15 protein-coding genes, 1 pseudogene and 1 riboswitch are annotated in these 22,170 nt (G+C 69.5%); of the genes and pseudogenes, 10 read left to right on the top strand and 6 right to left on the bottom strand.

Annotation, left to right across the window (positions count from 1 at the left end):
- Window positions 1–12: 12 nt before the first annotated feature.
- Window positions 13–741, bottom strand: coding sequence for a GntR family transcriptional regulator (locus tag AC2CHE_RS10785; protein WP_484504764.1), 729 nt, complete (start codon window positions 739–741; stop codon window positions 13–15).
- Window positions 742–1,201: 460 nt separating this feature from the next.
- Here AC2CHE_RS10785 and AC2CHE_RS10780 point away from each other — a divergent pair, with 460 nt between their 5' ends.
- The 10 genes from AC2CHE_RS10780 to AC2CHE_RS10735 all read left to right on the top strand — a co-directional run bounded on the left by AC2CHE_RS10780 (window position 1,202) and on the right by AC2CHE_RS10735 (window position 15,540).
- A complete protein-coding gene (locus AC2CHE_RS10780; RefSeq protein ID WP_484504763.1) occupies window positions 1,202–2,578 on the top strand; it encodes an extracellular solute-binding protein in 1,377 nt (458 codons plus the stop codon).
- Between the two features lie 38 nt (window positions 2,579–2,616).
- Window positions 2,617–3,525, top strand: a complete 909-nt coding sequence (locus AC2CHE_RS10775; RefSeq protein ID WP_484504762.1) for a carbohydrate ABC transporter permease — start codon at window positions 2,617–2,619, stop codon at window positions 3,523–3,525.
- Entirely contained in the window at window positions 3,525–4,436 is a 912-nt protein-coding gene (locus AC2CHE_RS10770; protein WP_484504761.1) for a carbohydrate ABC transporter permease, read from the top strand. Before AC2CHE_RS10775 ends, AC2CHE_RS10770 begins: the two co-directional genes overlap by 1 nt.
- Window positions 4,436–5,503: an ABC transporter ATP-binding protein gene (locus AC2CHE_RS10765; RefSeq protein ID WP_484504760.1), complete on the top strand. Its 1,068-nt coding sequence runs from the start codon at window positions 4,436–4,438 to the stop codon at window positions 5,501–5,503. Before AC2CHE_RS10770 ends, AC2CHE_RS10765 begins: the two co-directional genes overlap by 1 nt.
- Entirely contained in the window at window positions 5,503–6,579 is a 1,077-nt protein-coding gene (locus tag AC2CHE_RS10760) for an ABC transporter ATP-binding protein (RefSeq protein WP_484504759.1), read from the top strand. Before AC2CHE_RS10765 ends, AC2CHE_RS10760 begins: the two co-directional genes overlap by 1 nt.
- 275 nt (window positions 6,580–6,854) lie before the next feature.
- A complete protein-coding gene (locus AC2CHE_RS10755; RefSeq protein WP_484504758.1) occupies window positions 6,855–8,315 on the top strand; it encodes an NAD-dependent succinate-semialdehyde dehydrogenase in 1,461 nt (486 codons plus the stop codon).
- A 265-nt stretch (window positions 8,316–8,580) separates the two neighbouring features.
- Window positions 8,581–9,807, top strand: coding sequence for an iron-containing alcohol dehydrogenase (locus AC2CHE_RS10750; RefSeq protein WP_484504757.1), 1,227 nt, complete (start codon window positions 8,581–8,583; stop codon window positions 9,805–9,807).
- Between the two features lie 215 nt (window positions 9,808–10,022).
- A riboswitch (cobalamin riboswitch) is annotated at window positions 10,023–10,233 on the top strand.
- A 113-nt stretch (window positions 10,234–10,346) separates the two neighbouring features.
- The gene (metE, locus tag AC2CHE_RS10745; RefSeq protein ID WP_484504756.1) at window positions 10,347–12,584 is read left to right on the top strand and encodes a 5-methyltetrahydropteroyltriglutamate--homocysteine S-methyltransferase; all 2,238 of its coding nucleotides are present in this window, start codon (window positions 10,347–10,349) and stop codon (window positions 12,582–12,584) included.
- A 491-nt stretch (window positions 12,585–13,075) separates the two neighbouring features.
- Window positions 13,076–13,363 (top strand): hypothetical protein, encoded by a 288-nt coding sequence (locus AC2CHE_RS10740; RefSeq protein ID WP_484504755.1) that lies wholly within the window; start codon window positions 13,076–13,078, stop codon window positions 13,361–13,363.
- 716 nt (window positions 13,364–14,079) lie between these two features.
- Window positions 14,080–15,540, top strand: coding sequence for an SDR family NAD(P)-dependent oxidoreductase (locus tag AC2CHE_RS10735; protein WP_484504754.1), 1,461 nt, complete (start codon window positions 14,080–14,082; stop codon window positions 15,538–15,540).
- 1,014 nt (window positions 15,541–16,554) lie between these two features.
- Here the strand turns inward: AC2CHE_RS10735 and AC2CHE_RS10730 are convergent.
- The 5 genes and pseudogenes from AC2CHE_RS10730 to AC2CHE_RS10710 all read right to left on the bottom strand — a co-directional run bounded on the left by AC2CHE_RS10730 (window position 16,555) and on the right by AC2CHE_RS10710 (window position 21,445).
- Window positions 16,555–17,799: a vWA domain-containing protein gene (locus AC2CHE_RS10730; RefSeq protein ID WP_484504753.1), complete on the bottom strand. Its 1,245-nt coding sequence runs from the start codon at window positions 17,797–17,799 to the stop codon at window positions 16,555–16,557.
- Complete coding sequence (locus AC2CHE_RS10725; protein ID WP_484504752.1) at window positions 17,796–19,040, bottom strand: AAA family ATPase; 1,245 nt, start codon at window positions 19,038–19,040, stop codon at window positions 17,796–17,798. Before AC2CHE_RS10725 ends, AC2CHE_RS10730 begins: the two co-directional genes overlap by 4 nt.
- Window positions 19,041–19,103: 63 nt before the next feature.
- A complete protein-coding gene (locus AC2CHE_RS10720) occupies window positions 19,104–20,507 on the bottom strand; it encodes a hypothetical protein (RefSeq protein ID WP_484504751.1) in 1,404 nt (467 codons plus the stop codon).
- A 96-nt stretch (window positions 20,508–20,603) separates the two neighbouring features.
- Window positions 20,604–20,696, bottom strand: a pseudogene (locus AC2CHE_RS10715) (IS5/IS1182 family transposase); the annotation flags it as partial.
- A gap of 299 nt (window positions 20,697–20,995) precedes the next feature.
- Entirely contained in the window at window positions 20,996–21,445 is a 450-nt protein-coding gene (locus tag AC2CHE_RS10710; protein ID WP_484504750.1) for a hypothetical protein, read from the bottom strand.
- Window positions 21,446–22,170: the final 725 nt, after the last annotated feature.

Here is a 22,170-nt window from a genome sequence, read left to right as displayed (position 1 = left end):
CCAGCCCGCCCGTCAAGCTCCCGCCGCCACCGCGTCCGCGTCCGTGGCCTCGTCGAACAATCGTCGGAAACGCCGGCCGGACCGCAAGATGTGCCGACGCATCGCGTAGGCGGCCGCGTCCGGGTCACGGGCGGCGATCGCGGCCACGATCTCCTCGTGCTCGGCCATGGCCAGGTGAGTGACCTGGGTGTCGTGGTGCAGCCGAAAGAGGTGCACATGGCTGTGCAGGCGAGCGAGCGCCTCCCGGATGACCTGGTTCTCCGCGCTCAGGGCGACGAGATCGTGAAAGGCGGCGTCGCGTAGCCCGAAGGCGCCGTAGGCCGCAGGCTCGTTGCCCCCCTCCAGCTCCGCCATCTCCGCCAGCATTCCGCGCAGCCCGGCCACCTGCTCCGCGGATGCGCGTTCGGCGGATCTGCGCGCCGCTGCCGGCTCGAGGAGCAGGCGGACCTCGAGCATGTCCTCGAATCGGCGACGGGTGATCTGGGGCGGGATGCGGTAGCCGGCATGGGGCACCCGCACGACCAGGCCCTCGGCCTCCATGCGGTTCAGGGCGTCTCGGATCGGCGTCTGCGAGACCCCCAGCTCTCGGGCCAGGACGTCGATCGTGACGCGGGAACCAGGCTCGATCCGGAGCGACATCAACTGTCCGAGCAGCGTGTCGTACACCTCGTCGGCGAGCCGGCCGGCAGATCTTCCCGACGACGTTCCGCCCGTCACGGCCCGGCGGCCCCGCGTGATCATTCCTTCGTCGTCCATCGTGACGTGAGGCCCTTCTTTGCGTCTTCCGGAACCTGTTGACATCAGTCACAACTCTGCGACATGCTGACGCCCCAGGCTGGATCGTATAGGAAATGCGGCGGACGACCGCCGCACTGCCCGTCGCGGAGCCACCCGCGATCGCTCTACCTCGATCATCTGGAGCCCCCATGAGCGTGCTCGACGTCCTGCTCGGCGCACTCCCGGACCGCAGCTGGGCCGAAGGACCGCTCGACGGCACGAAGATCCAGTACATCACGGCGTACTCGTGACGCCGGTCCGCGGGTCGGCCCCGCCGGCAGTCAGGCGGGCACGGCTGAACATCCCAGCAACTGCTCGGCCAGCACATAGCGAGGTTCTAGAAGTCCCCACGCAGAAAGCAGGCGACATGCGGTTTCAACGGCGAATAGGACGAGTATCCGTTCCCGGCCGAAAGGTGCAGCTGGTGACGGCGGCCATGCTGCTGGTGGCGACGACCATGGCGGCTTGTGGCGATGGCCAGGACGACGACGCGCAGGCGAACGCGCCCAAGGCGCCGGCGACCATCCCGGAGCTCACCACGGACCCGCTGACCCTCAGCTTCATCTGGTTCGACTGGCCCCCCGCCCAGGCGCTGGAAGCCTTCGCGAACGCGGAGTACAAGAAGGAGCGGCCGAACGCGACGATCAAGGTGAACACCGTGCCGAACGCGAACTGGCACGACGCGATGTTCACCCAGTTCGCCGCGCGCAAGACCGACTTCGACATCGCGATCCTGGACTCGCAGCACATCGGCGAGGCCGTGACGAACGGCAACATCCTCGACATCACCGACTTCGTCGAGAACAACATCGACGTCGAGGCCTACGACCCGTACCTCCTGGCGGCGTACGGCCAGTTCCCCCAGGCGGAAACCGGCAAGCGCGACGAGAACGCCAGCCTGTACGGACTGCCGCTGCTCGGCGACACCTGGACGATGATCTATCGGAAGGACCTGATCGGCGACAAGCCACCGCAGACCTGGGATGAGATGATCTCAGTCGCCGAGAAGTGCCAGGCGGACCACCCTGGCGTCAGTGGGCTGGCTTTCCACCAGGCCAACGGCTCCGACGCCGCGGCCGTCACCTACAACACGGTGAACGGCGTCTACGGCGGCAACCTCTGGGACCCCAAGACGCGCAAGATCGAGGGTGTCCTCAACGACGCTGCGGGCCAGGAGGCGATGGACGTCCTGGTCAACAGGATGAAGCCGCTGACCGCCAGAGGATCCGGCAGCTGGTTCATCGACGAGGTGAACGCGGCGGTCGCCCAGGGCAAGGCGTGCATCGCGTTCAACTGGATCGCCGCGAGCGGCGGCCTGCTCGATCCGAAGCAGTCGACGCTCGGCGCCACCCGGGAGCAGATTCTCGACAAGCTGGGTTTCGCCACCCTCCCGAGCCAGAAGACCAACCTGGTCCCGCTCGGCGGCATGGGGATGCACGTGTCGGCCTACTCCGCCGAGGCGAACCAGGTTGAGGCCCTGAACTTCATGAAGTGGTTCCAGCGGGCCGACATCCAGAAGCAGTGGGCCGCGGCCGGTGGCGTGCCGTCGCGTACGGACGCCCTCGAATCCCCCGAGTTCCTCGATGCCGGGCCGTTCAACCAGGTGTACACCGACTCGGTTCCACGGATGCGGGACATGTGGAACGTGCCGGAGTACGCGCGCCTCGTCGACATCGAGAACACCAACGTGAACGCGGCCCTCAACGGCGCGAAGGCACCGAAGGAGGCGCTCGACGACATCGCCAAGGAGCAGCAGGCCGTGCTCGACTCCAGCAACCGCAAGGGCGGCGGCGGGCTGTGAGTGACCCCGTACCTCTGACGACCGAAGACCCCGGGCAGGTGGCGTCCGCGACGCCACCTGCGCCGGGTCGGTCCCACCGGCTGAGCGACCGGGGGCTCGCCGTGGCCTTCATCTCCCCCGCGATGCTGCTGTTGCTCGCGATGTCGGTGTTTCCGTTGCTGTGGGCGTTGTACCTGTCCTTCACCGACTACTCGGCCACCCGCGGGGGGCCCGCCCGCTTCGTCGGGTTCGGAAACTACACCGCCGTACTGACGTCGGCGCAGGTCCACCAGCGGGCCCTGACGACGTTGATCTACGTGGTCGGCGCGGTCACCCTGCAGACCGTGCTCGGTTTCGGCATCGCCTACCTGATCTCACGCCGCACGCACGGGCGAGGAGCGCTGACCACTCTGTTCCTGGTACCGATGATGCTGTCGCCGGTGGTGGTCGGGCTGTTCTGGCGATTCATGCTCGACGCGCAGTTCGGCGTGATCAACAGCATGCTCGGCTCGCTCGGCCTGGGGCAGGTGGAGTGGCTCACCCGGCAGCGGACGGCTCTGCTCTCCCTGATCGTGGTCGACACCTGGCAATGGACGCCGTTCATCATGCTCATCGCACTTGCCGGCCTGAGCGCCGTCCCGAAGTACCTGTACGAGGCCGCCTCGATCGACCGGGCGTCCGAGTGGTTCCGGTTCCGCACCATCACGCTTCCGCTGGTGTGGCCGCTGCTCCTCATCGCCGTGCTGTTCCGGGCCATCGAGGCCTTCCGACTGTTCGACCTCGTCTACATCCTCACCAACGGAGGCCCGGGCGTCTCCACCGAGACGTTGTCGTTCCACGTCTACAAGGTCGCGTTCCTGGGCTTCAACACCGGAACCGCCTCGGCGTACGGGATTCTCATGGTCCTCGTCGTCATCATCCTCACGCAGCTCTACCTGCGCTACCTGAACAAGCTCAAGGAGGGCTGATGGCCGTCTCCGTCGACGAGGCCGTGTCCACAGGTCCTGACCGGAATCGCACGCTCCCCGCGCGTCGCCTCGGCGGCCGGGGCCGCTCCGTGCTGGAGGTCGCGCTGCTGACCGTGCTGGCTGTCGTGATGCTCTTCCCGGTGCTGTGGATGATCGAGACGTCCATCAAGGAGAACCGCGACGTCTACGCCATCCCGGCCGAGTTCTTCGGCTTCACGGTCACCATGGAGCACTTCAAGGACGTGTTCGTCGCCCCCGACGGCGGTCGCTCGGCCTTGTCCGTCGCGTTCCTCAACTCGGCCGTGGTCGCCGGGGTCTCCACGGCGCTTGCCACCGTGCTGGGGGTCCCGGCGGCCTGGGCCTACTCACGCTTCGCCGTGAAGGCCAAGAAGGACCAACTGTTCTTCATCCTGTCCACCCGCTTCATGCCGCCCGTGGTGGTCGTGATCCCGATCTTCCTCATGTACCGCCAGGTCGGGCTCATCGACAGCAAGCTCGGCCTGATCCTCATCTACACCGCCTTCAACGTCCCCTTCACCATCTGGATGATGAAGGGGTTCGTCGACGAGGTGCCCGCGGAGTACGAGGACGCCGCCATGCTCGACGGTTACACCCGCTTGCAGGCGTTCCGGCGGTTCACCCTTCCCCTGCTCGTGCCCGGCATCGCCGCCACGGCGGTCTTCGCTCTCATCTTCTCGTGGAACGAGTTCGTGTTCGCCATCTTCCTCACCTCCAGCGACAACGTGCGGACGGCCCCGCCCGCCATCGCCGGCCTCATCGGCGGCACCACCACGGACTGGGGTCTCGTGGCCGCCGCCTCCGTGGTCTTCGCCCTACCGGTACTCGTCTTCGCCTACCTGGTGCGCAAGCACCTCATCGCCGGTGTGACGCTCGGGGCGGTGCGACGCTGATGGCGGGCATCGAGGTGACCGCGCTGCACAAGCGCTACCCGGACGGGACGGTCGCGGTCGACCACGTGGACCTGTCCATCGGCGACGGCGAGCTGTTCGTCATGCTCGGCCCGTCGGGTTGCGGCAAGACGACCACGCTGCGGGCCATAGCCGGCCTGGAGCGGCAGACGAGCGGCGTCATCCGCATCGGCGACACACTGGTCAACGACCTGCCGCCCGCCGAGCGCGACATCGCCATGGTGTTCCAGTTCTATGCTCTCTACCCGCATCTGAAAACCCGCGACAACCTGGCGTTCCCACTGCGGGCCGAAGGACTACCCAAGGCGGAGGTACGCGAACGGGTCGACGAGGCCGCCCGGCTGATGCGGCTCGGTCCGCTGCTCGACCGGCGACCACGCCAGCTGTCCGGCGGGGAGCAGCAACGCGTCGCGCTGGCTCGCGCCCTGGTGCGACGACCGCGCGCATTCCTGATGGACGAACCGCTCACCAACCTGGACGCGGAACTGAGAGCGGACATGCGCACGGAGATCAAACACCTGCAGGGGGAACTGGGGACGACGATGGTCTACGTCACCCACGACCAGGTCGAGGCGATGTCGCTCGGGCACCGGATCGCCATCCTCAACAAAGGCCGCGTCGAGCAGATCGGCACCCCGCTGGAGGTCTACGACCGACCGGCGAGCCTCTTCTGCGCCGCCTTCATCGGCTCCCCGCCGATGAACCTGGTTGAGGTCGAGGTGGCCGACGGGAAGCTGAGCAGTCAGGGCGGGCTGGTCCTCACGCCACCGCCCGGCCTGCCGCGCGACCGTCGCCTGGTTGCCGGCGTCCGTCCGGAGGCGCTGGAGGTCACCGAACCGGGGGCTAAACGTTCGGTCCCGGCCCGCGTGGTCTCGGCGGAGTGGCTGGGCGACGAGATCATCTACGTGGTCAACCACGGCGGCCAACACGACGTACGGGTCCGGATGCCCCCGACTGTCCGTTTCGCCGCTGACGCACCGGTCGGGCTACGGCACACCGGCGGGACCCCGGCGGTCTACGACGTGAGCACGGAAGAACTGGTGGCCTGATGGGAACCGTGGCAGTGCACGGGTTGTGCAAATCCTTCGGCAAGGTCCAGGCCCTGGACGGGGTGACGCTGGACGTGCCGGACGGCTCGTTCTTCGTCGTGCTCGGACCCTCCGGGGCAGGCAAGACGACGACCCTACGAGCGATCGCAGGTCTTGAGAAACTCGACGCCGGGACGGTGCAACTTAACGGGCGGGACGCGACCGGTGACGCCCCGGCCGCGCGCGACCTGGCCATGGTCTTCCAGAACTACGCCCTCTACCCGCGACACACGGCGTACGAGAACATCGCTTCGCCGCTGCGGGCACGCCGCTGTTCTTCGAGCGAGATCGCCGCTGCCGTCGAGCGGATGTCGAACCTGTTGCACATCGAGCGGCTGCTGCAGCGTCGTCCCGCGCAGTTGTCCGGCGGCGAGATGCAGCGGGTCGCCCTGGCCCGGGCGCTGGTCCGTCGCCCGCGCGCGTTTCTCATGGACGAGCCGCTGACAAACCTCGATCTCAAGCTGCGCGTCGAGATGCGCACCGAGCTCACCCGCATCCACCGCAGCCTCGGAGCAACCTTCATCTACGTGACCAACGACCAGGTCGAGGCACTGTCCATGGCCGACCAGGTCGCGGTCCTCAAGGAGGGGAAGGTGCAACAGGTCGGGACGCCGACCGAGGTGTACGAGCGTCCCGCCAACCAGTGGGTCGCGGGCTTCGTCGGGAGCCCGCCGATCAGCCTGCTCGCCTGCCACGCCGACGGAGACCGCCTGGTCGGTGCGCAAGGCTGGACGCTGCCGCGGCCCCGCTGGACCACGGCTGAGGACGGTCGTGCGCTGCTGCTGGGCGTGCGGGCCGAGGACCTGTCCGTCGAGCGGCGCGGGGACGCGTCGTTGTCCGGGAAGCTCTACGGCCTTGAGCCGCTCGGTGACCGGACGGTGGTCGACGTCCAGGTGGGGACGGAGATCCTCAAGGTCAAGGCACGACCCACCGTCACCGGAACGCCGGGCGAGCGGGTGCAGGTCACGGTCGACCTGGACCGTGCGCACCTGTTCGATGCGGGCACCGGGCTGTCGCTGTCCGAGGCTGGGCGATAACCGCACCGGGCGGCGACGACCATGTGCCCGTACGCGGCAATCGAACCTCGGCCGACCGCCGCCACTGAGCACGGCCCGACGACGCTGGGACGGCCATGGCCCGAGGAGTCGATCGATGGCGCGGGGTGGCGCCCTGCGAACCAGGCCACTGCCACGTTCGACCCGCTCGGCGACCTCACCCCCCGGGCGAGGGCGGGTGGCCCGTCCGGCTACCCGCACAGCGTGATCGCGCAGGCATGCCAGACAACACCAAGAGGATCAGAGGAGGCGACGCAGTGAGTGACCCGATGAACGTCCTGGCCCCCGAGCACCGGCGGCTCCGGATCGGCGACGCCTGGCGCGACGCCGCAAGCGGAGCCACGTTTGCCATCGAGGACCCGGCCACCGGCAAGACCATCGCCGAGGTGGCGGACGCCGATGTCGTGGACGGGCTCGCCGCTCTGGACGTGGCGAGCAAGGCGATGGCGGAGTGGGCCGCGACCCCGCCGCGGAAGCGGTCGGAGTTGTTGACGGCGACGTACCGGGCACTGACCGAGCGATCCGAGGAGATCGCCCGGCTGATAACGCTCGAGATGGGCAAGCCCCTCGTCGAGGCTCGGGCAGAGGTGGCCTACGGCGCCGAGTTCTTTCGCTGGTTCGCCGAGGAGGCGGTGCGCGTCGAAGGGCGCTACAGCACCGCTCCCGCAGGTGGATATCGCATCCTCACCGTGCCGAAGCCGGTCGGCCCATGCGTCTTCGTGACGCCCTGGAACTTCCCGTTGGCCATGGGCGCCCGCAAGATCGCTCCCGCGCTGGCCGCCGGCTGCACGACGATCACCAAGCCAGCAGCCCAGACGCCACTCACCATGCTGTTACTGGCCCGCATCATGGAAGAGGTCGGCGTCCCCCCGGGCGTCGTCAACGTGGTGACCACCAAGCGGTCCGGCGAGGTGGTCTCGGCGCTGCTGGCCGACAGCCGCACGCGCAAGCTTTCGTTCACCGGATCGACAGAGGTCGGGCGCGTGTTGCTACGACAGGCCGCCGACAACGTGCTGCGTACCTCCATGGAGCTGGGCGGCAACGCGGCCCTGATCGTCTGTGCGGACGCGGACCTGGATGTCGCGGTCGACGGTGCGATGGTGGCCAAGATGCGCAACATCGGGGAGTCCTGCATCGCGGCCAACCGGATCTACGTCGAGGAGCCGGTGTGCGAGGAGTTCACGGCGCGCTTCGCCGAGCGGATGGGCGCGCTCTCGATGGGCCATGGTCTCGACGACGGTGTGGACGTCGGCGCATTGATCGACGAGACCTCGGTCACCAGGATCGACGAGCTCGTCGCCGACGCGGTCGATCGCGGCGCCCGGGTCTTGGTGGGCGGCGAGCGTCCGAACGGGTCGGGCCACTTCTACCCGCCTACGGTCCTGGTCGACGTGCCTGAAGACGCGCGGATGCTCAGGGCGGAGATCTTCGGCCCGGTCGCGCCGATCATCTCGTTCACGTCCGACGACGAGGTGACGGCGAAGGCCAACGACACCGAGCACGGCCTGGTCGGATACGTCTTCACCCGTGACCTTCAGCGGGCGCTCCGCTTCACCGAGGGGCTGGATACGGGAATGGTCGGCATCAACCGTGGTCTGATATCGGACCCGTCAGCTCCGTTCGGAGGCGTGAAGCAGTCCGGGGTCGGCAAGGAGGGGTCGCACGAGGGCATCCTCGAGTACCTCGACCTCACCTACGCGGCGATCGACCTCCCGTGACCGGCCTGCTACTCCGAGCGTCCGCCGAGAATCACCCCGCCCTGCGCGCCCGAGACCTGACCGATCCACACCCGGCGGGCGGACCCCGGGCCGTGGCCGGCACGAACCCGCTGGCATCCGAGACGCCGGCGACTCCGCCTGCGTGCGCCCCACCGCCCGGCGCGCGCCTGCGCCACCCGGGCGGGCAACCTCGCCGGCGCCGTCCAGGTGACCTGGACGTCCGCCCCGCAAATCGCCGCCGACGCTCCGGAGAGGCACTGACATCATGCTTGAGACCGTCCGCGGACCACGCCAGTTGATAGTGGGCGAAGGGGTCGCACAGAACATCCCACGAGTGGTGGCCGAGAGCGGCTCACGCGTCCTCATCCTGACCGACCAGGTTCTTCTGGGGCAGCCGGGCGTGGCCGAGATCGTGGCCGCCGTGCGGGAACAGGTCGAGGCCGTCAAGGTGTTCTCCGACGCGACTCCCGACGTGCCACTCGCCGATGTCGACCTGGCCGTCTCGGCCGCCGCCGAGGTGGACGCCGACGTCATCCTGGCCATCGGGGGTGGCACGGTGATCGACCTCGCCAAAATCGTCGGCGTCATCCGGCGCCACGGTGGGACGCCGCGCGACTTCTACGGCGAATCGAAGGTGCCGGGGCCGACGATTCCTCTCGTCGCGGTCCCGACGACGTCAGGCACCGGCTCCGAACTCACCCCCGTCTCGGTGCTGACCGACCCGGACCGCCAGCTGAAGGTGGGGGTCTCCAGCGTTCACATCGTGCCCGACTTCGCCATCGTCGACCCCGAACTCACGTACACCTGCCCGGCGACCGTCACCGCGCACTCCGGCATCGACGCGTTCTGTCACGCGGTGGAAAGCTACACCGCCCGACCCCGGGCTCACGGACCACGCGACCCGGTGGAGCAGGTGTTCCTCGGCCGCAACCCGATCACCGACCACTACGCGCTCCTGGCCGCGGAGCGGATCGCCCGTAGTCTGCGTCGGGCCGTCAGGGACGGCGGCGACACGGACGCGCGGGCAGACATGTCCTATGGGTCCATGCTCGCCGGGATCGCCTTCGCCCACGCGGGCAATGCGGCCCCACACGCTCTCCAGTACCCGATCGGCGCAACCACGCACACGCCGCACGGCCTGGGCGTCGGGCTGCTACTGCCGTACGCGCTGGAAGCGGCAAGGGACGCCATCGCCGACCGGCTGGCCATCCTCGCCGGGGTGTGCGGGCTCGACGTGACCGATGCCTCGGATGCCGAGGCGGCAGAGGCGTTCCTCAGCTGGCTCGACAGGCTCCTGGCCGACATCGGCATCCCGCCCACCCTGGCGGACATCGGCGTGGCCCGCGCCGACCTGCCCCGCTTCGCGGAACTGGCCAGTGGCGTGACCCGCCTCATACAGAACCATCCAGGGCCGACCGACACCGCCAGCCTGACCGCGATCCTCGAAGCGGCCTGGGCCGGGGACCGGGCCACGTCGAGCTGGGCGACGTGAACTCGGGGTACCGGCAACCATCCCCCTGCGGCATCCACCCGCCGGTGTCGCCGTACAGGTCGAAGGCGAACACCTGGGCGCCGTAGGCGGTGTAGGCGGCGGACGTGGCTGGTGCGGGTCGTGGGGTCCGGAAGGTCCGACCCGGCGGACCACGGCCCGGCGTACGCCGTCCCGTACGTCGGACACTCCCGACCGGTCGGCGCGCTCCGGCCCGTACGATGGCCGGTGGTGCTGGTGCGTCCCGGCCACGCGGGCGGGACGTCGTAAGAGGGAACCCGGTGGGAATCCGGGGCTGCCCCGCAGCGGTGAGTGGGAACGACCGCCGTCAACAGAGCACTGGACCGTGAGGTCTGGGAAGCGACGGCCAGTAGGCGACCTGGTGTCATGCCCGCGAGTCCGAAGACCTGCCAGTGCTGCGCACGCCGCCGGTGTGCGCCGCCGGCGGCCACGCGGGAGGGTAAGGGCGGAAGCCGGTACCTGAGGTGTACCCGCCTTCCCCTCCCCCTGCCCGTCGGACACTTCGAGGGAAGGACCCCCTGGTGAGTACCGCATTCGGGCAGAGCACTGTGCTCGGCTACCCACGCATCGGTGCCAGTCGTGAGCTGAAGAAGGCAGTCGAGGCGTACTGGGCCGGCACCGTCGACGCCGAGGCGTTGGAGAGCACCGCCGCCGGGCTGCGGGCGCAGGTGTGGCGGACGCTGCGCGACGCCCAGCTCGACGCGATCCCGTCGAACACCTTCTCCTACTACGACCACATGCTCGACACGGCCGTCGCCGTCGGCGCGGTGCCGAGCCGGTTCGCGCGGCTGGGCCTGTCCACGCTTGACACGTACTTCGCCATGGCCCGTGGTGTCGACGCCGAACCGGCGCTGGAGCTGACGAAGTGGTTCGACACCAACTACCACTACCTGGTGCCGGAGATCGCCTCCGACACCGTCTTCACCGCCAACCCGGCGAAGGCGCTCGGCGAGTACGCCGAGGCCCGAGAGCTGGGCATCACCACCCGGCCGGTGTTCGTTGGACCGGCCACGTTCCTGCTGCTGGCCAAGGGGGAGGATCCCTTCGCCCGCCTCGACGACCTGGTCGAGACGTACGCCCGGATGCTCGCCACCCTGGCCGACGCGGGCGTCGGCTGGGTGCAGCTCGACGAGCCGGCCTACGTCGCCGACCGGACCGCGACGGAGATCGACGCCCTGCGCCGCGCCTACACCCGACTCGGTGAACTCGCACACCGACCGCAGATCTTCGTGGCGACCTACTTCGGTGATCTCGGCGACGCGCTTCCGGCGCTGCTGGACACTCCGGTCGAAGCCGTCGGTGTGGACCTGGTCGCCGGACCGGGCAACCTTCATCGGCTCGCCGCCGCCGGCCCGCTGGGCGGCAGGACCATCGTCGCCGGTCTGGTCGACGGCCGTAACATCTGGCGTACCGACCTGCGGGCCGCCGTGGCGGCTGGCGCGACGGTCGCCGGGCTCGCCGATCACGTCGCCGTCTCCTCGTCCTGCTCGCTGCTGCACGTCCCGGTCGACCTGTCCGCCGAGACCCGCCTCGACTCCCGGCTGTCCGAGCGGCTGGCGTTCGCCCGGCAGAAGGTCGACGAGATCGTCGTCCTCGGCCGCGCGCTGCGCGACGGCACCACCACGCTCCCCGCGCCGTTGCCGCCCACCCCGGCGGACTGGCGCCACGACGACGTGCGCGGCCGCCTGGCCGCGTTGCGCCCCACCGACCGGCAGCGTGGTGAGTACCCCACCCGGGCCGCCCGCCAGCAGGAAAGGCTGGGGCTGCCGGAGCTGCCGACCACCACGATCGGCTCGTTCCCGCAGACCGCCGAACTGCGCAGGGCCCGCGCCGCGCACCGGGCCGGCAACCTCGACGACGCCGGCTACGCCCACCGGATGCGCACGGAGGTGGAGCAGGTCATCCGGTTGCAGGAGCAGCTGGGCCTGGACGTGCTGGTGCACGGGGAACCGGAACGCAACGACATGGTGCAGTACTTCGGCGAGCAACTCGACGGCTTCGCGGCCACGCAGCACGGCTGGGTGCAGTCGTACGGCTCCCGCTGCGTACGCCCGCCGATCATCTACGGCGACGTGTCTCGCAAGGCCCCGATGACAATCGAATGGTCCACCTACGCGCAGTCACTGACCAGCAAACCGGTAAAGGGCATGCTCACCGGCCCGGTCACCATCCTGGCCTGGTCGTTCGTCCGCACCGACCAACCCCTCGCGGACACCGCCGACCAGGTCGCGCTGGCCCTGCGCGACGAGTGCCGCGACCTGGAGTCCGCCGGCATCCGGGTCATCCAGGTCGACGAACCCGCGCTACGCGAGACGCTGCCGCTGCGCAGCGCCGACCAGAAGGCGTACCTGGACTGGGCCGTCGGCGCGTTCCGGCTGGCCACCAGCGGCGTCGCCGACGACACCCAGATCCACACCCACCTGTGCTACTCGGAGTTCGGCGAGGTGATCCACGCCATCGACGCCCTCGACGCCGACGTCACCAGCATCGAGGCATCACGGTCCAAGATGGAGGTCCTCGACGACCTGGCCGCGATCGGCTACGGCCGGGGCGTCGGCCCCGGGGTGTGGGACATCCACTCGCCCCGGGTGCCGCCGCGCGACGAGGTGGTCGAGGCACTGCGCCGGGCCGTCGCGGCGGTGCCGGCCCGCCGGTTGTGGGTCAATCCGGACTGCGGCCTCAAGACGCGCGGCTACCCCGAGGTCGAGGCGTCACTGCGACACCTGGTCGCCGCCGCCGCCGAGGTCCGCGATATCTGACACCTGAGCCGGGCGGCCCACCACACCGGGGCCGCCCGGCTTGCCGGTCAGCGTGGCGCTGCCGCCCCGTCCCGGAGGAAGACGAGCTGGTGGTGGACAGCGGTTGTCACCCGGTCGTGGTCGCCGCGGCTGCGGCCCGATCGACCTTCGGCGGCGAAGTACTCATCGCCGATGACGACCTCGTTGTCCCACTCGACCCGACCTGATTCTCGGCCCCTTCTCGACCCGGAAGCAGATGTCCGTTGATGGCCGCCGATCGTGCGCGCCGACAACCTGCGAGGCGTCTGGTTCTAGTGCGGACGCGGTGGCGAGACGTCGGCCGATCCAGTGGGCTGTCGGCCGCCGAAGCTGCAGGTTCGACGACGGGTCCAGGCCGGGCCGGGGCCAACCCACGGGGTGAGAGCAGATCAAGGTCGCTTCCCGTGGCCGTTCGCGCCACGGCTCAGGTGTCGTGGCGCGAATGAGCGCAGTCCGGGATAGCCTTGACGAATATGGCTACCTATCGCAGCGCCTCAGTGCTTGTCTCCTCGGACGGCACCAGGACCCCCGGCACCGCCGCGCTCTTCGCCGAGCCCGCCCGCAAGGGTGGAACCCCGCCGTGGGCAGGCGACTTCCGGCCCGCCAACAGCGCCGGCAATGGCCCCAAGAACGCGGTCGGAAAAACCTTCACCCTGGAACTGCCCGACGGCAGCACCGGCAAGGTCGTGATCCAGAGCCTCAAGAGCGGGAAGGGCGGCGTCGTGCTGGCGTTGATGGGCGAGGACGCACCCCCCTTCTGATCAGAGAGACTGATCGCCGCCGACGCCATCGGCTGGAGACGGCCGCTGGCGTCCCTGCCGATGCGTGTACGGCTCATTGGGCCCCGCCCGGCCAGCAGGATCGCCTGATCGTCTCGCTCCTTGCCCTGCACGCGTCGCACCAGGCGGCACACTTCCCGCAGGCCGGCGGGGCTTGACCCTGATTCTGGACACGGGCCACTCGCGGACGCTTCGCAGGCGGACACCGACGCGTTCGGCGGTGCGGGCCGCGAGGATGGGTCGGCCTGCGCACAGGTCGGCGATCTCGTCGAAACTGTCCAGTCGGCGATGAGCAGACGGACAACACGTCCGGCGTCATACGCGGCGAGCACCCCGTACGCGTCCAGCGATCCGGGCAGCGACTCCTCAGGTGCGTACCGTTCGAGCAGGTCGAGTGCCTGCGCCGAGGCAAAGCGCAACACCCCCGCGGCGGCCTCACCCCAGATCCGCTGCCGCATCACAGGTGAGGCCGCAGCAGGGGCCTCACCTGTGGGACGTGCTGACCCCGTCACCTAATACCCGCCGCAGACGGGCCGGACCGGACATATCGACCTGGTCGAGGTGTGACCTCTACGGTCTTCGAGCTGGTGAACAGGCGCGGGATGCGTCGGAGGCCGCGCGGTGCGTACAGTTCCGGGTCGGACTTGGGGTGGGCCGGACATGTTCCGGCGCAGGAAACGGGACGAGACAGCGACAGCATGACGGCGGACAAAAATACGGAAACCGGTCAATACCGCATTGAGCCGGCCCGGCTGGAGACCTGCCTCAGCGTCTTCGAGGCGTTGGAGGACCTGCCTCCCGATCACCCGGACGTGGTGCGGGTGCAGCGGGCCACCGCGAAGCTCTACAAAATGATCAAGCAGCGGCGACGCGAGGAACGGCGGGATGCCATCGCGGCGGCCGACCGCACAGTGACGGCTGCCACCGCCACCGGCGCCCCAGGCCGGATCGACGACGAGACCCAGGGCAACCCGCTCGCCTCCCCCACCGCAGGTCCCACGGCCGGCGTCCTACACAAACCGCGCGGCTGCTACATCTGCAAGCAGCGCTACCGCGAAGTGGACGCCTTCTACCATCAGCTCTGCCCGCCCTGCGCCGCACTGAACCGGGAGCGCCGCAACGCCCGCACCGACCTGACCGGCCGGCGCGCGCTGCTCACCGGCGGCCGCGCGAAGATCGGCATGTACATCGCGCTGCGGCTGCTGCGCGACGGCGCGCACACCACGGTGACCACCCGGTTTCCCCACGACGCGGTCCGCCGATTCGCCGCGATGCCCGACAGCGGGGAGTGGCTCCACCGCCTGCGGATCGTCGGGATCGACCTGCGCGACCCCGCCCAGGTCATCGCCCTCGCTGACTCGGTCAGCGACCAGGGACCACTCGACATCCTGATCAACAACGCGGCGCAGACCGTCCGCCGCACGCCTGCGGCGTACGCGCAACTCAACGCCGCGGAGGCGGCGGCCCTGCCCGACGGCCCACTGCCGGAGATGATCACATTCGCCAAACCGGCCGGCCCGGGCGACCCGGCGGGCAACCTGACAGCCCCACTGAACTCGCCCACCATCACCCCGCACGCGCTCACCGCGCTGGCGCTGACCAGCGGCTCCGCCTCACCGCAACGGATCGCAACAGCCAGCGCCATCGACGCCGGCGGTCTGGTCCCAGACCTCGACCCGGTCAACAGCTGGGTGCAGCGGGTGCACGAAGTGAACCCGGTCGAACTGCTCGAAGTGCAGCTGTGCAACGTGACCGCGCCGTTCGTACTGATCAGCCGACTGCGACCAGCGATGGCCGCAGCGACCGCCCGCCGCAAGTACGTGGTGAACGTGTCAGCGATGGAGGGCCAGTTCGCCCGCGGCTACAAAGGGCCAGGGCACCCACACACCAACATGGCCAAGGCCGCGCTAAACATGCTGACCCGCACCAGCGCCCAGGACATGCTGACCGACGGCATCCTCATGACCAGCGTCGACACCGGCTGGATCACCGACGAACGGCCACACCCCACGAAGATGCGCCTGGCGGACGCCGGCTTCCACGCCCCACTGGACCTCGTCGACGGCGCGGCCCGGGTCTACGACCCGATCATCCGCGGCGAACAGGGCGAAGACCTGCACGGCTGCTTCCTCAAGGACTACACACCCTGCGCCTGGTGATCGCTGCCGCCCTGCCGAAACCTCGACCAAGCAGGGGCCGGGAGCACTGAGCCTTTCCGAGTAAGGGTGTAATCACTTGGAGTAGCCGGCTCGGTCAGTGGTCCAGACGCGCCCGGATCCGTTGCGGTGCAACGAAAAGACGCAGAATCCCGGTATGAAGGTGGTCCTTCCCGGGATCACCGTCATCGGGGTTCTGCGTCGCTGTGAGTGTCACAGACACCGCCACCCTGAAGGCCACCGCCGCCAACCACCGCGATGCGCTGCTGCCGGTCCGCGCCCGCCTTGCCAGCAAGCCACTCCAGGACGTCACCGAGGCTCTGATCGACTGGATGCGGACGGAGGGGCCGGAAACGTGGTGGCAAGCCCGGAACGGGGCTCGGTGTCCGGTCAGTGCGCCTGACGCTCGGCCGCCTTCGAACCGCGCTGAACGTGGCCGTTCGGCGTCAGCTCGTGGTCCGCAACGTCGCCGCATTCGTCGCCATCCCCAGAGCGGCCGCGAAGGCCGCAGTCGAGGCACAGGCTGAGCGCAAGCCCTGGACCCAGGAGGAGGTGAAGGCGCATCTGCCTTGCTCTCGACATCGAGCCACTACCGAAACACGTCGAAGGCACCCGCGCCAAGCTGAAACGCATGGTCAGCCGCCATGTCCTCATCGAAAACGAGCCCGGCATGTTCGCTTTGACACCGAAAGGGACACAATCTCCGTAACCGCCCTCTGACAAGCACCGGGGCGCCCACCGCAGCGACCTGGCGCTCGAAGGTGCTGACAAAGAACGCCACTGGCTGGCGTTGCCTCGCGCGCCACCGGCTCCCTGTGTGGGCGGGGCCGTCGCCGTTACCGGGTCCGTTACGGCGAGGACCCGCCCTGCCACCTCATCCAGACTGTACCGTTGATGAGAAACACAGCCTGAAGAGCGTCCTAGGATAAGAGCTTGGAGGCATTCAGCGCCTTCTGCTTCCACAACAACCCGGATTCGTCGAGGAGCTCGCCACCGATTTGCTGACGCTGGCTGGGCTCACCGAGCGGTGGGGGCGGATCCGATGGTGACCACGCGCGCCCACTCGGGCGGTGAGTCCGGCACATAGTTGGGGTCGTTCTCGTCCCACCGGCCGAGTCGAGAAAACAGTCCCACGACGGTCCGACAGCGCGGTCGTGAGGTCGGCCAGGGCGTCTGCCCATCGGTCAGCACGACGATGACATCCGGGCTGTCTCGCAGCGCTCGGGCGAAACCGGCGCGCAGGTCGGTACCCCCACCACCGACTAGTGGGATGTCCTCGGCTCGGCACAGTGGACGTACGACTTGGGCTGCCGCGTCGCAGGGCAGCACGGTGACCAGGTCGCGGCGGCCACCCACGGCCCGGGAGATCGCGGCGACCTCGAGCAGGGCGCTGCCGAGTTCGGCGTCGCTGACCGACCCGGAGGTGTCGATGATGACGCAGACCCGCGGTGGCCGGCGTCGCAGCGCCGGCAGGACGACGCCGGGTGCGCCGGCGGAGCGCCGTGACGGCCGGCCGTAGGTGTAGTCCTCGCCCACGCCGGGCGCGGAAACCGCCGAGCGGACCGCGGCTCCCAGGAGTTCTCGCCACGGCTGCGGTGGATGGAACGCCCGTTCCGCCCACCGTCGCCAGCCCTGGGGGACGTTTCCCGGTCGGCCGGTGATCCTCTCGGCCACCCGGAACCGCACCGCATCCCGCTCCTGCGGGCTGAGGGCGTGCGCGCCGTCGGGTCCGAGGTCCCACTCTCGCTGCAGCCCGTCGGCGCCGCTGCCGCAGTTCAGCCAGGCCAGATGCTGGGTGCGCGGCCCGAGCCGGAACTGCCGCAGGTAGTCCTCCATCAGCTGGCCCTCGGGCAGCAGCAGGGAACTCGGCTCGACCGCGCCTTCCGGGCGGGCCAGCCCGTCGCCGAAGACGTCGTCGTTGATCTCGCAATCCGCGGCGATGTTCATCCGCAGTCGCTCCCCCGGCCCGGTCAGCCCGCGTTCCCGCGCGATCCGGTCGCCGCGCCCGTGGTGGTCACGCAGTAGGTGCGAGACCTCGTGTACCCACACTCCGGCGAGTTCCTCCACAGGTGTCCGGTCCACGAACGCTGGCGAGACGTAGCACCGCCAGTGCGGGTCCACCGCCATCGTCGGCACCCACCGGGACTCGACCACATGCAGGGCGAACAGCGCCGTCGCCAGGTAGGGCCGGACCCGGGCGGCGTGCAGCCGGGCGGTGAAGAGCTTGTCCCGGTCCAGCGTCCCGGAGTGTTCGGTGCTCATCGGCCGGTCCCCGCAACCGCCGCAACCCGGGCCGCCGTCTGGTCAGCCCGTCGAGACAAGGAGACTGCCCCGGCGAGCTGCTCGATCGAGGCGGGCACGTCCCAGTCTTCCTGGCGCAGCCGGGCGAGGGTGGACGCGGGCACGACCACCAGGTCCGGGGCACCGGTCTCCAGGGCCCGGACCCGCAGTGCCCAGGCCGCGTCCCAGCGGGACTGATCCGGACGCCGGCGTACCGCCTCCACCACACCGTCGAGCACGGCCTGGCGTAGGTCGCCCCGCTCGGGCAGGACGGCGGTGGCCGGGTCGGCGAGCAGCACCTCGGGGTCGGGGAGGTCCATCCGGTCCAGGCTGGCCAGCAGTTCCAGTCCGGAGCCGTCGCCTACAGTGCCTCTGACCAGCATCGACAGGACCTCCCGGGAGACGTCGGCGGCAGTGGCGAAGGCGATCAGGCGCAGGGTCATCTCCCAGCTGCGCGGCGACGGCCACGGACCACCACGGCTGGCCTCACTGGTAGGCAGCCGGTGCACGAGCCCCGGGCGAGCCGACAGCAGCCCACAAACCGCACGGCGGGCGAGGGCAACGGCCTCCGGCAGCCGCTGCGGGTCGAGCCGGGGCAGCACAGCCCGGGGCCAGGTCCCACCCAGACCGCGTACGACGACCTCATGGTCGTGGGTCCACTGCAGGTGGACGAAGCGGTTGGCCAGCGGCGGGCTCAACTCCCAGCCGTCGGCGGCGGAGGACCGTGGATTGGCGGCGGCCACGATCCGGACCCCGGCCGGCAGGCGCAGGCTACCGATCCGCCGTTCGAGCACGAGGCGGAGCAGGGCGGCCTGCACGGCGGGCGGGGCGGTGGACAGTTCGTCCAGGAACAACAGTCCGCGACCGGCGCGTACCAGGCGCACGGCCCAGTCCGGCGGCGCCATCGGCACACCCTGGGTCGCCGGGTCGTCGCCGACGACGGGCAGTCCCGAGAAGTCGGACGGCTCGTGGACACTGGCGATCACCGTCGTCAGCGGCAGGTCCAGGGATGCGGCGAGCTGCGTCAGCGCGGCAGTCTTGCCGATTCCCGGCTCGCCCCACAGCAGCACCGGAAGGTCGGCTGCCACGGCCAGGGTCAGCGCCTCCAACTGCGGGTGGCAGCGGGTTTCTGTGGTGGTGTCGGAAAGCAGCGCGAGCAGGTCGGCGGCGACGTCGAGCTGCGGCATCGGGGTGGGGTCGATTGAGGTACGGGTGGAAGACATCTGAGATCACCTTTGAGATCGTGGTGGGCCGGCCTGGGCCGGGCAGGGGTAGCGGACCGCTGGTCAGCGGGCGATCGCGTGACGTGGGTGGGAGCGGCGGTCACGCTTGGGCTGCCAGTGCCGGGAGCAGGGAGCAGGTCCGTGTCCGGTCAGCCCGGCTCGGAACAGCCCGTACGTGACCCGCCGCAACGCGGCGTTTTCCAGTTCCTCCCGCAGATCCCCGCGGCGCAGAAGCGCATCGGGTCCGAGCAGGGCCTCGACAGTGGCCAGCGCCCCGGCGGTGTCCCCGTGGTCCAAGCGGGCACGGATGTCCGGAAGGCACTCCGGGTTGCGGTGCGCCTCGTCGATCGCCCGCAGGCAGGGAAGCGGGGTGCCGGTCAGCGCGGCCAGCAGTTCCTCCCGGCGGATCTCCGCTGGGTCGTGGTCCAGGGGTGTGAGCGCACCATTCACCAGGCCGATGCGGTGCCAGGCTCCCCGGCAGGCAACGAGACGTGGCGTTGCCGCCGGGTCCGGCGACGTCGGGGTGCTGGCCGGTAGGTGACCAGGCGCGAGCGCGGAGGCGACCAGCGGGTGCAGCCGGTCGATTGCGATCAGCCCGCGACGCAGCAGCTCCACATCAGGTGGCGTCCAGGTCGCCGCGTCTGGCAGCATCGGTCCCCCGGTGACACCACCAGCCCGCGGGGCCCCGGCGATCCGCGCCGCGGGTGGCCGCAGGTCCGTGCTTGCCGGAGCAACGTCTAGGACCAGACGACGTCGAGGGCCGAGCCGCACCACCACCGAACCGCTGGTCCGGCCCTCCTCATGGAGCAGCAGCGTCGCTTCGGCCGCCCACCGGTCCACCGCGTAACCACATTCCCGCAACGCGTCCCACAGCGGATCAGGGTGCACCGCGGCGGCGTTGTCGGAGGGCAGCTGCTCCAGGCCCGAGCGGCTCCGCAACTCGTCGGCTCTCCGCGCATCCCACAAGTGGCGGTGCAGGTCCAGGCGGAACCGACGGTCGGGACGCGGATGCGGATGAGGGCCGTCGTCCTTGTCGCGGGATTCGGCGGCCCACAGCGCCAGGCTGATCCGCTGGTCCGCATCCGCCCAGGCCGGTGGAGTCCGGGCCACGAGGTGCACCGGCTCAGCGCCGTCGTGTTCCGTCAGGCCGTACCGCGTCAGCGAGATAGTCAGGCCCGGGCGCAGCAGCCCGTCAGGAGCGATCCTCGGCATATGCCAGCGCAGCAGGTCTGGCGCGAGGTACCGGAGATCGGACCGCAGCCGGGCGGCCAGTTCCCGACCGTGGCCGCGAGCCACGGCGCGCAGGTTCAGGTCGACATCGACGCGAGCGGCCGCGCATGCACCAGCCCAGTCACCAACGCGACGACGATCTGTTGCGGCTTCGATCATGGACGGCGGCACGGCGTACTCACGCACGCGCCGCCAGAGGGAAAGGCGGGAATCCGCATTCGCGGCGAGGGAGCGCATCAGCACTCACCTTGCGCGAACCGGACCCCCAATCTGAGTAGAGGGTTCATCGCGGCGTAGCATAGCGCCCCGCCGCGAGCTACGCCAAGGCACAAAGTCGAGAGCCTTCTGCCGGCCCGGTCGCCCGTCCGCGATCACGGTCCCGCCGCCCCCGGCGACGAGACGGACCAGCCTACGAAACTGCGCGGGGAACTTGAGCGATGCGCCAACCCGGCCGGGAAGTCGTCGTCACCATGGAGGCCGGCGCCACCCACTCGGCCGGACGATCCAAGGACTGCTGCTCGACCGGCACGCCGCAGACCCGCGATCGGTACGAGCCGAGGCGCTGCTGTACGCCGCGATGCACTTCACGCCGCCGTACGTTCATCGTTGCCACCTTCACCAACCCGGTCGTCCGAATGGCCCGCACCGGATCACGGGCAGTCGGCGCGGCCGTGTTCGGATGCCAGCGGCAGGTAGACACGCAGACGACGTGAGGGCGGTTTCGGCTACGCGCTGTCCCCCGCCACGCCGGCCATTCCCCTGGGCAACCTCGCCTGAATCAGCTTCTCATCGGCGCTGTCAGCCATGCGACACCATTCGCCCGTCTCAACGGCCAGCACCAACCAGTAGCCGCCTGCATCATCGATCGGATGCGTACCCGAACCAGCATCCTCGCTATGGTCGCCGCCGCCGTGCTCGGCGTCGCTGGCTGAGGCGGTAGCAAGCCCAGCGCGCCCCAGGGCTATTGCGTAGCCGGGTTGGGCCGCATCGGCGGCGTCCGGATCCGGGGACTGCTCTGTCAGGTAGCGGCCAAGCTGGGCGGCGGCGAGGAGGTAGTTGTAGCGGGTGGTCTCCGGATAGTTCCCGGCCCGCAGGGACCGGTCCCAGTCGCGGAGGAACCCGGCCCAGGTCCGGGAGAGCCCGACGGTGAGTTTCTGAAGATCCAGTAGCGGCATGACAACCTGCCCGAGTCAAGGAGTCCAACAGCGGCGTGCTAGACCAGGCATCCATGCCGAGCAATGAAAAGAGGGCTCCCGCAAGTCTCTGAACTGCGGAAACCCTCTCGCTGTCGGGACGGCCGGATTCGAACCGACGACCCCTTGTTACCGTCCGTAGCCACCTCAACCTTGTCATTGGCTGTCAGCGGTAGGCGCTGAGCTGCGCAGACATGATCAAGCGATGATCGCTACTTATCACTGGTTGTCAACCACGTGCGGGGGTTTTCGGGGGGTAAACGGGGGGGCCGACAGGGCGTCGCCAGTCCAGCGCGTCCCGCTCCCTCATCAGCAGAACACCCGTCACCTACGGAACGGCGCGCCCCTACCCATCGCTACACGCTGGCCGCAGGCATGGGGTTCGTGTCGGTGGGGCGACACGAACCATTGCCCCACCGCCGATGACCATCGGCAAGACTTTGAGGCTCACGCAAGTGTAGCCGCCGTGGGACCTCTTCAGGCCCGCCGAAGGGTCACCAGCCAGAAGTGGCTGTTCAAGGCGTTGCCCGCGGGATCCGCGTCTCAGATGACGGAACCGCGACCGACTCTGCTCCCAACCCGCTCCCCCGATCCCCCAGGGCTATTGCGTAGTCGGTTTTCGCCTGGTCATGGTCGGGTTGCTGGTGGTCACGGCGTCGATGAGGTCGTGTGGGCGGTGGTTGGCGCGTCGGGTGGCTGCGGCGATG

This window comes from Micromonospora sp. ATLC16 (genome assembly GCF_057196645.1).
Note: the sequence above shows the minus strand (reverse complement) of the source record. Positions and strands in the feature narration are given on the sequence as shown.

What these genes read in the sequence shown, in the direction of transcription:
- AC2CHE_RS10720 (WP_484504751.1), bottom strand. Translation starts at nt 20,507, where the DNA reads ATGCGCTCCCTCGCCGCGAATGCGGATTCCCGCCTTTCCCTCTGGCGG.
- AC2CHE_RS10725 (WP_484504752.1), bottom strand. Translation starts at nt 19,040, where the DNA reads ATGTCTTCCACCCGTACCTCAATCGACCCCACCCCGATGCCGCAGCTC.
- AC2CHE_RS10750 (WP_484504757.1), top strand. Translation starts at nt 8,581, where the DNA reads ATGCTTGAGACCGTCCGCGGACCACGCCAGTTGATAGTGGGCGAAGGG.
- AC2CHE_RS10760 (WP_484504759.1), top strand. Translation starts at nt 5,503, where the DNA reads ATGGGAACCGTGGCAGTGCACGGGTTGTGCAAATCCTTCGGCAAGGTC.
- AC2CHE_RS10770 (WP_484504761.1), top strand. Translation starts at nt 3,525, where the DNA reads ATGGCCGTCTCCGTCGACGAGGCCGTGTCCACAGGTCCTGACCGGAAT.
- AC2CHE_RS10730 (WP_484504753.1), bottom strand. Translation starts at nt 17,799, where the DNA reads ATGAGCACCGAACACTCCGGGACGCTGGACCGGGACAAGCTCTTCACC.
- AC2CHE_RS10735 (WP_484504754.1), top strand. Translation starts at nt 14,080, where the DNA reads ATGACGGCGGACAAAAATACGGAAACCGGTCAATACCGCATTGAGCCG.
- AC2CHE_RS10740 (WP_484504755.1), top strand. Translation starts at nt 13,076, where the DNA reads ATGGCTACCTATCGCAGCGCCTCAGTGCTTGTCTCCTCGGACGGCACC.
- AC2CHE_RS10785 (WP_484504764.1), bottom strand. Translation starts at nt 741, where the DNA reads ATGATCACGCGGGGCCGCCGGGCCGTGACGGGCGGAACGTCGTCGGGA.
- AC2CHE_RS10710 (WP_484504750.1), bottom strand. Translation starts at nt 21,445, where the DNA reads ATGCCGCTACTGGATCTTCAGAAACTCACCGTCGGGCTCTCCCGGACC.
- AC2CHE_RS10765 (WP_484504760.1), top strand. Translation starts at nt 4,436, where the DNA reads ATGGCGGGCATCGAGGTGACCGCGCTGCACAAGCGCTACCCGGACGGG.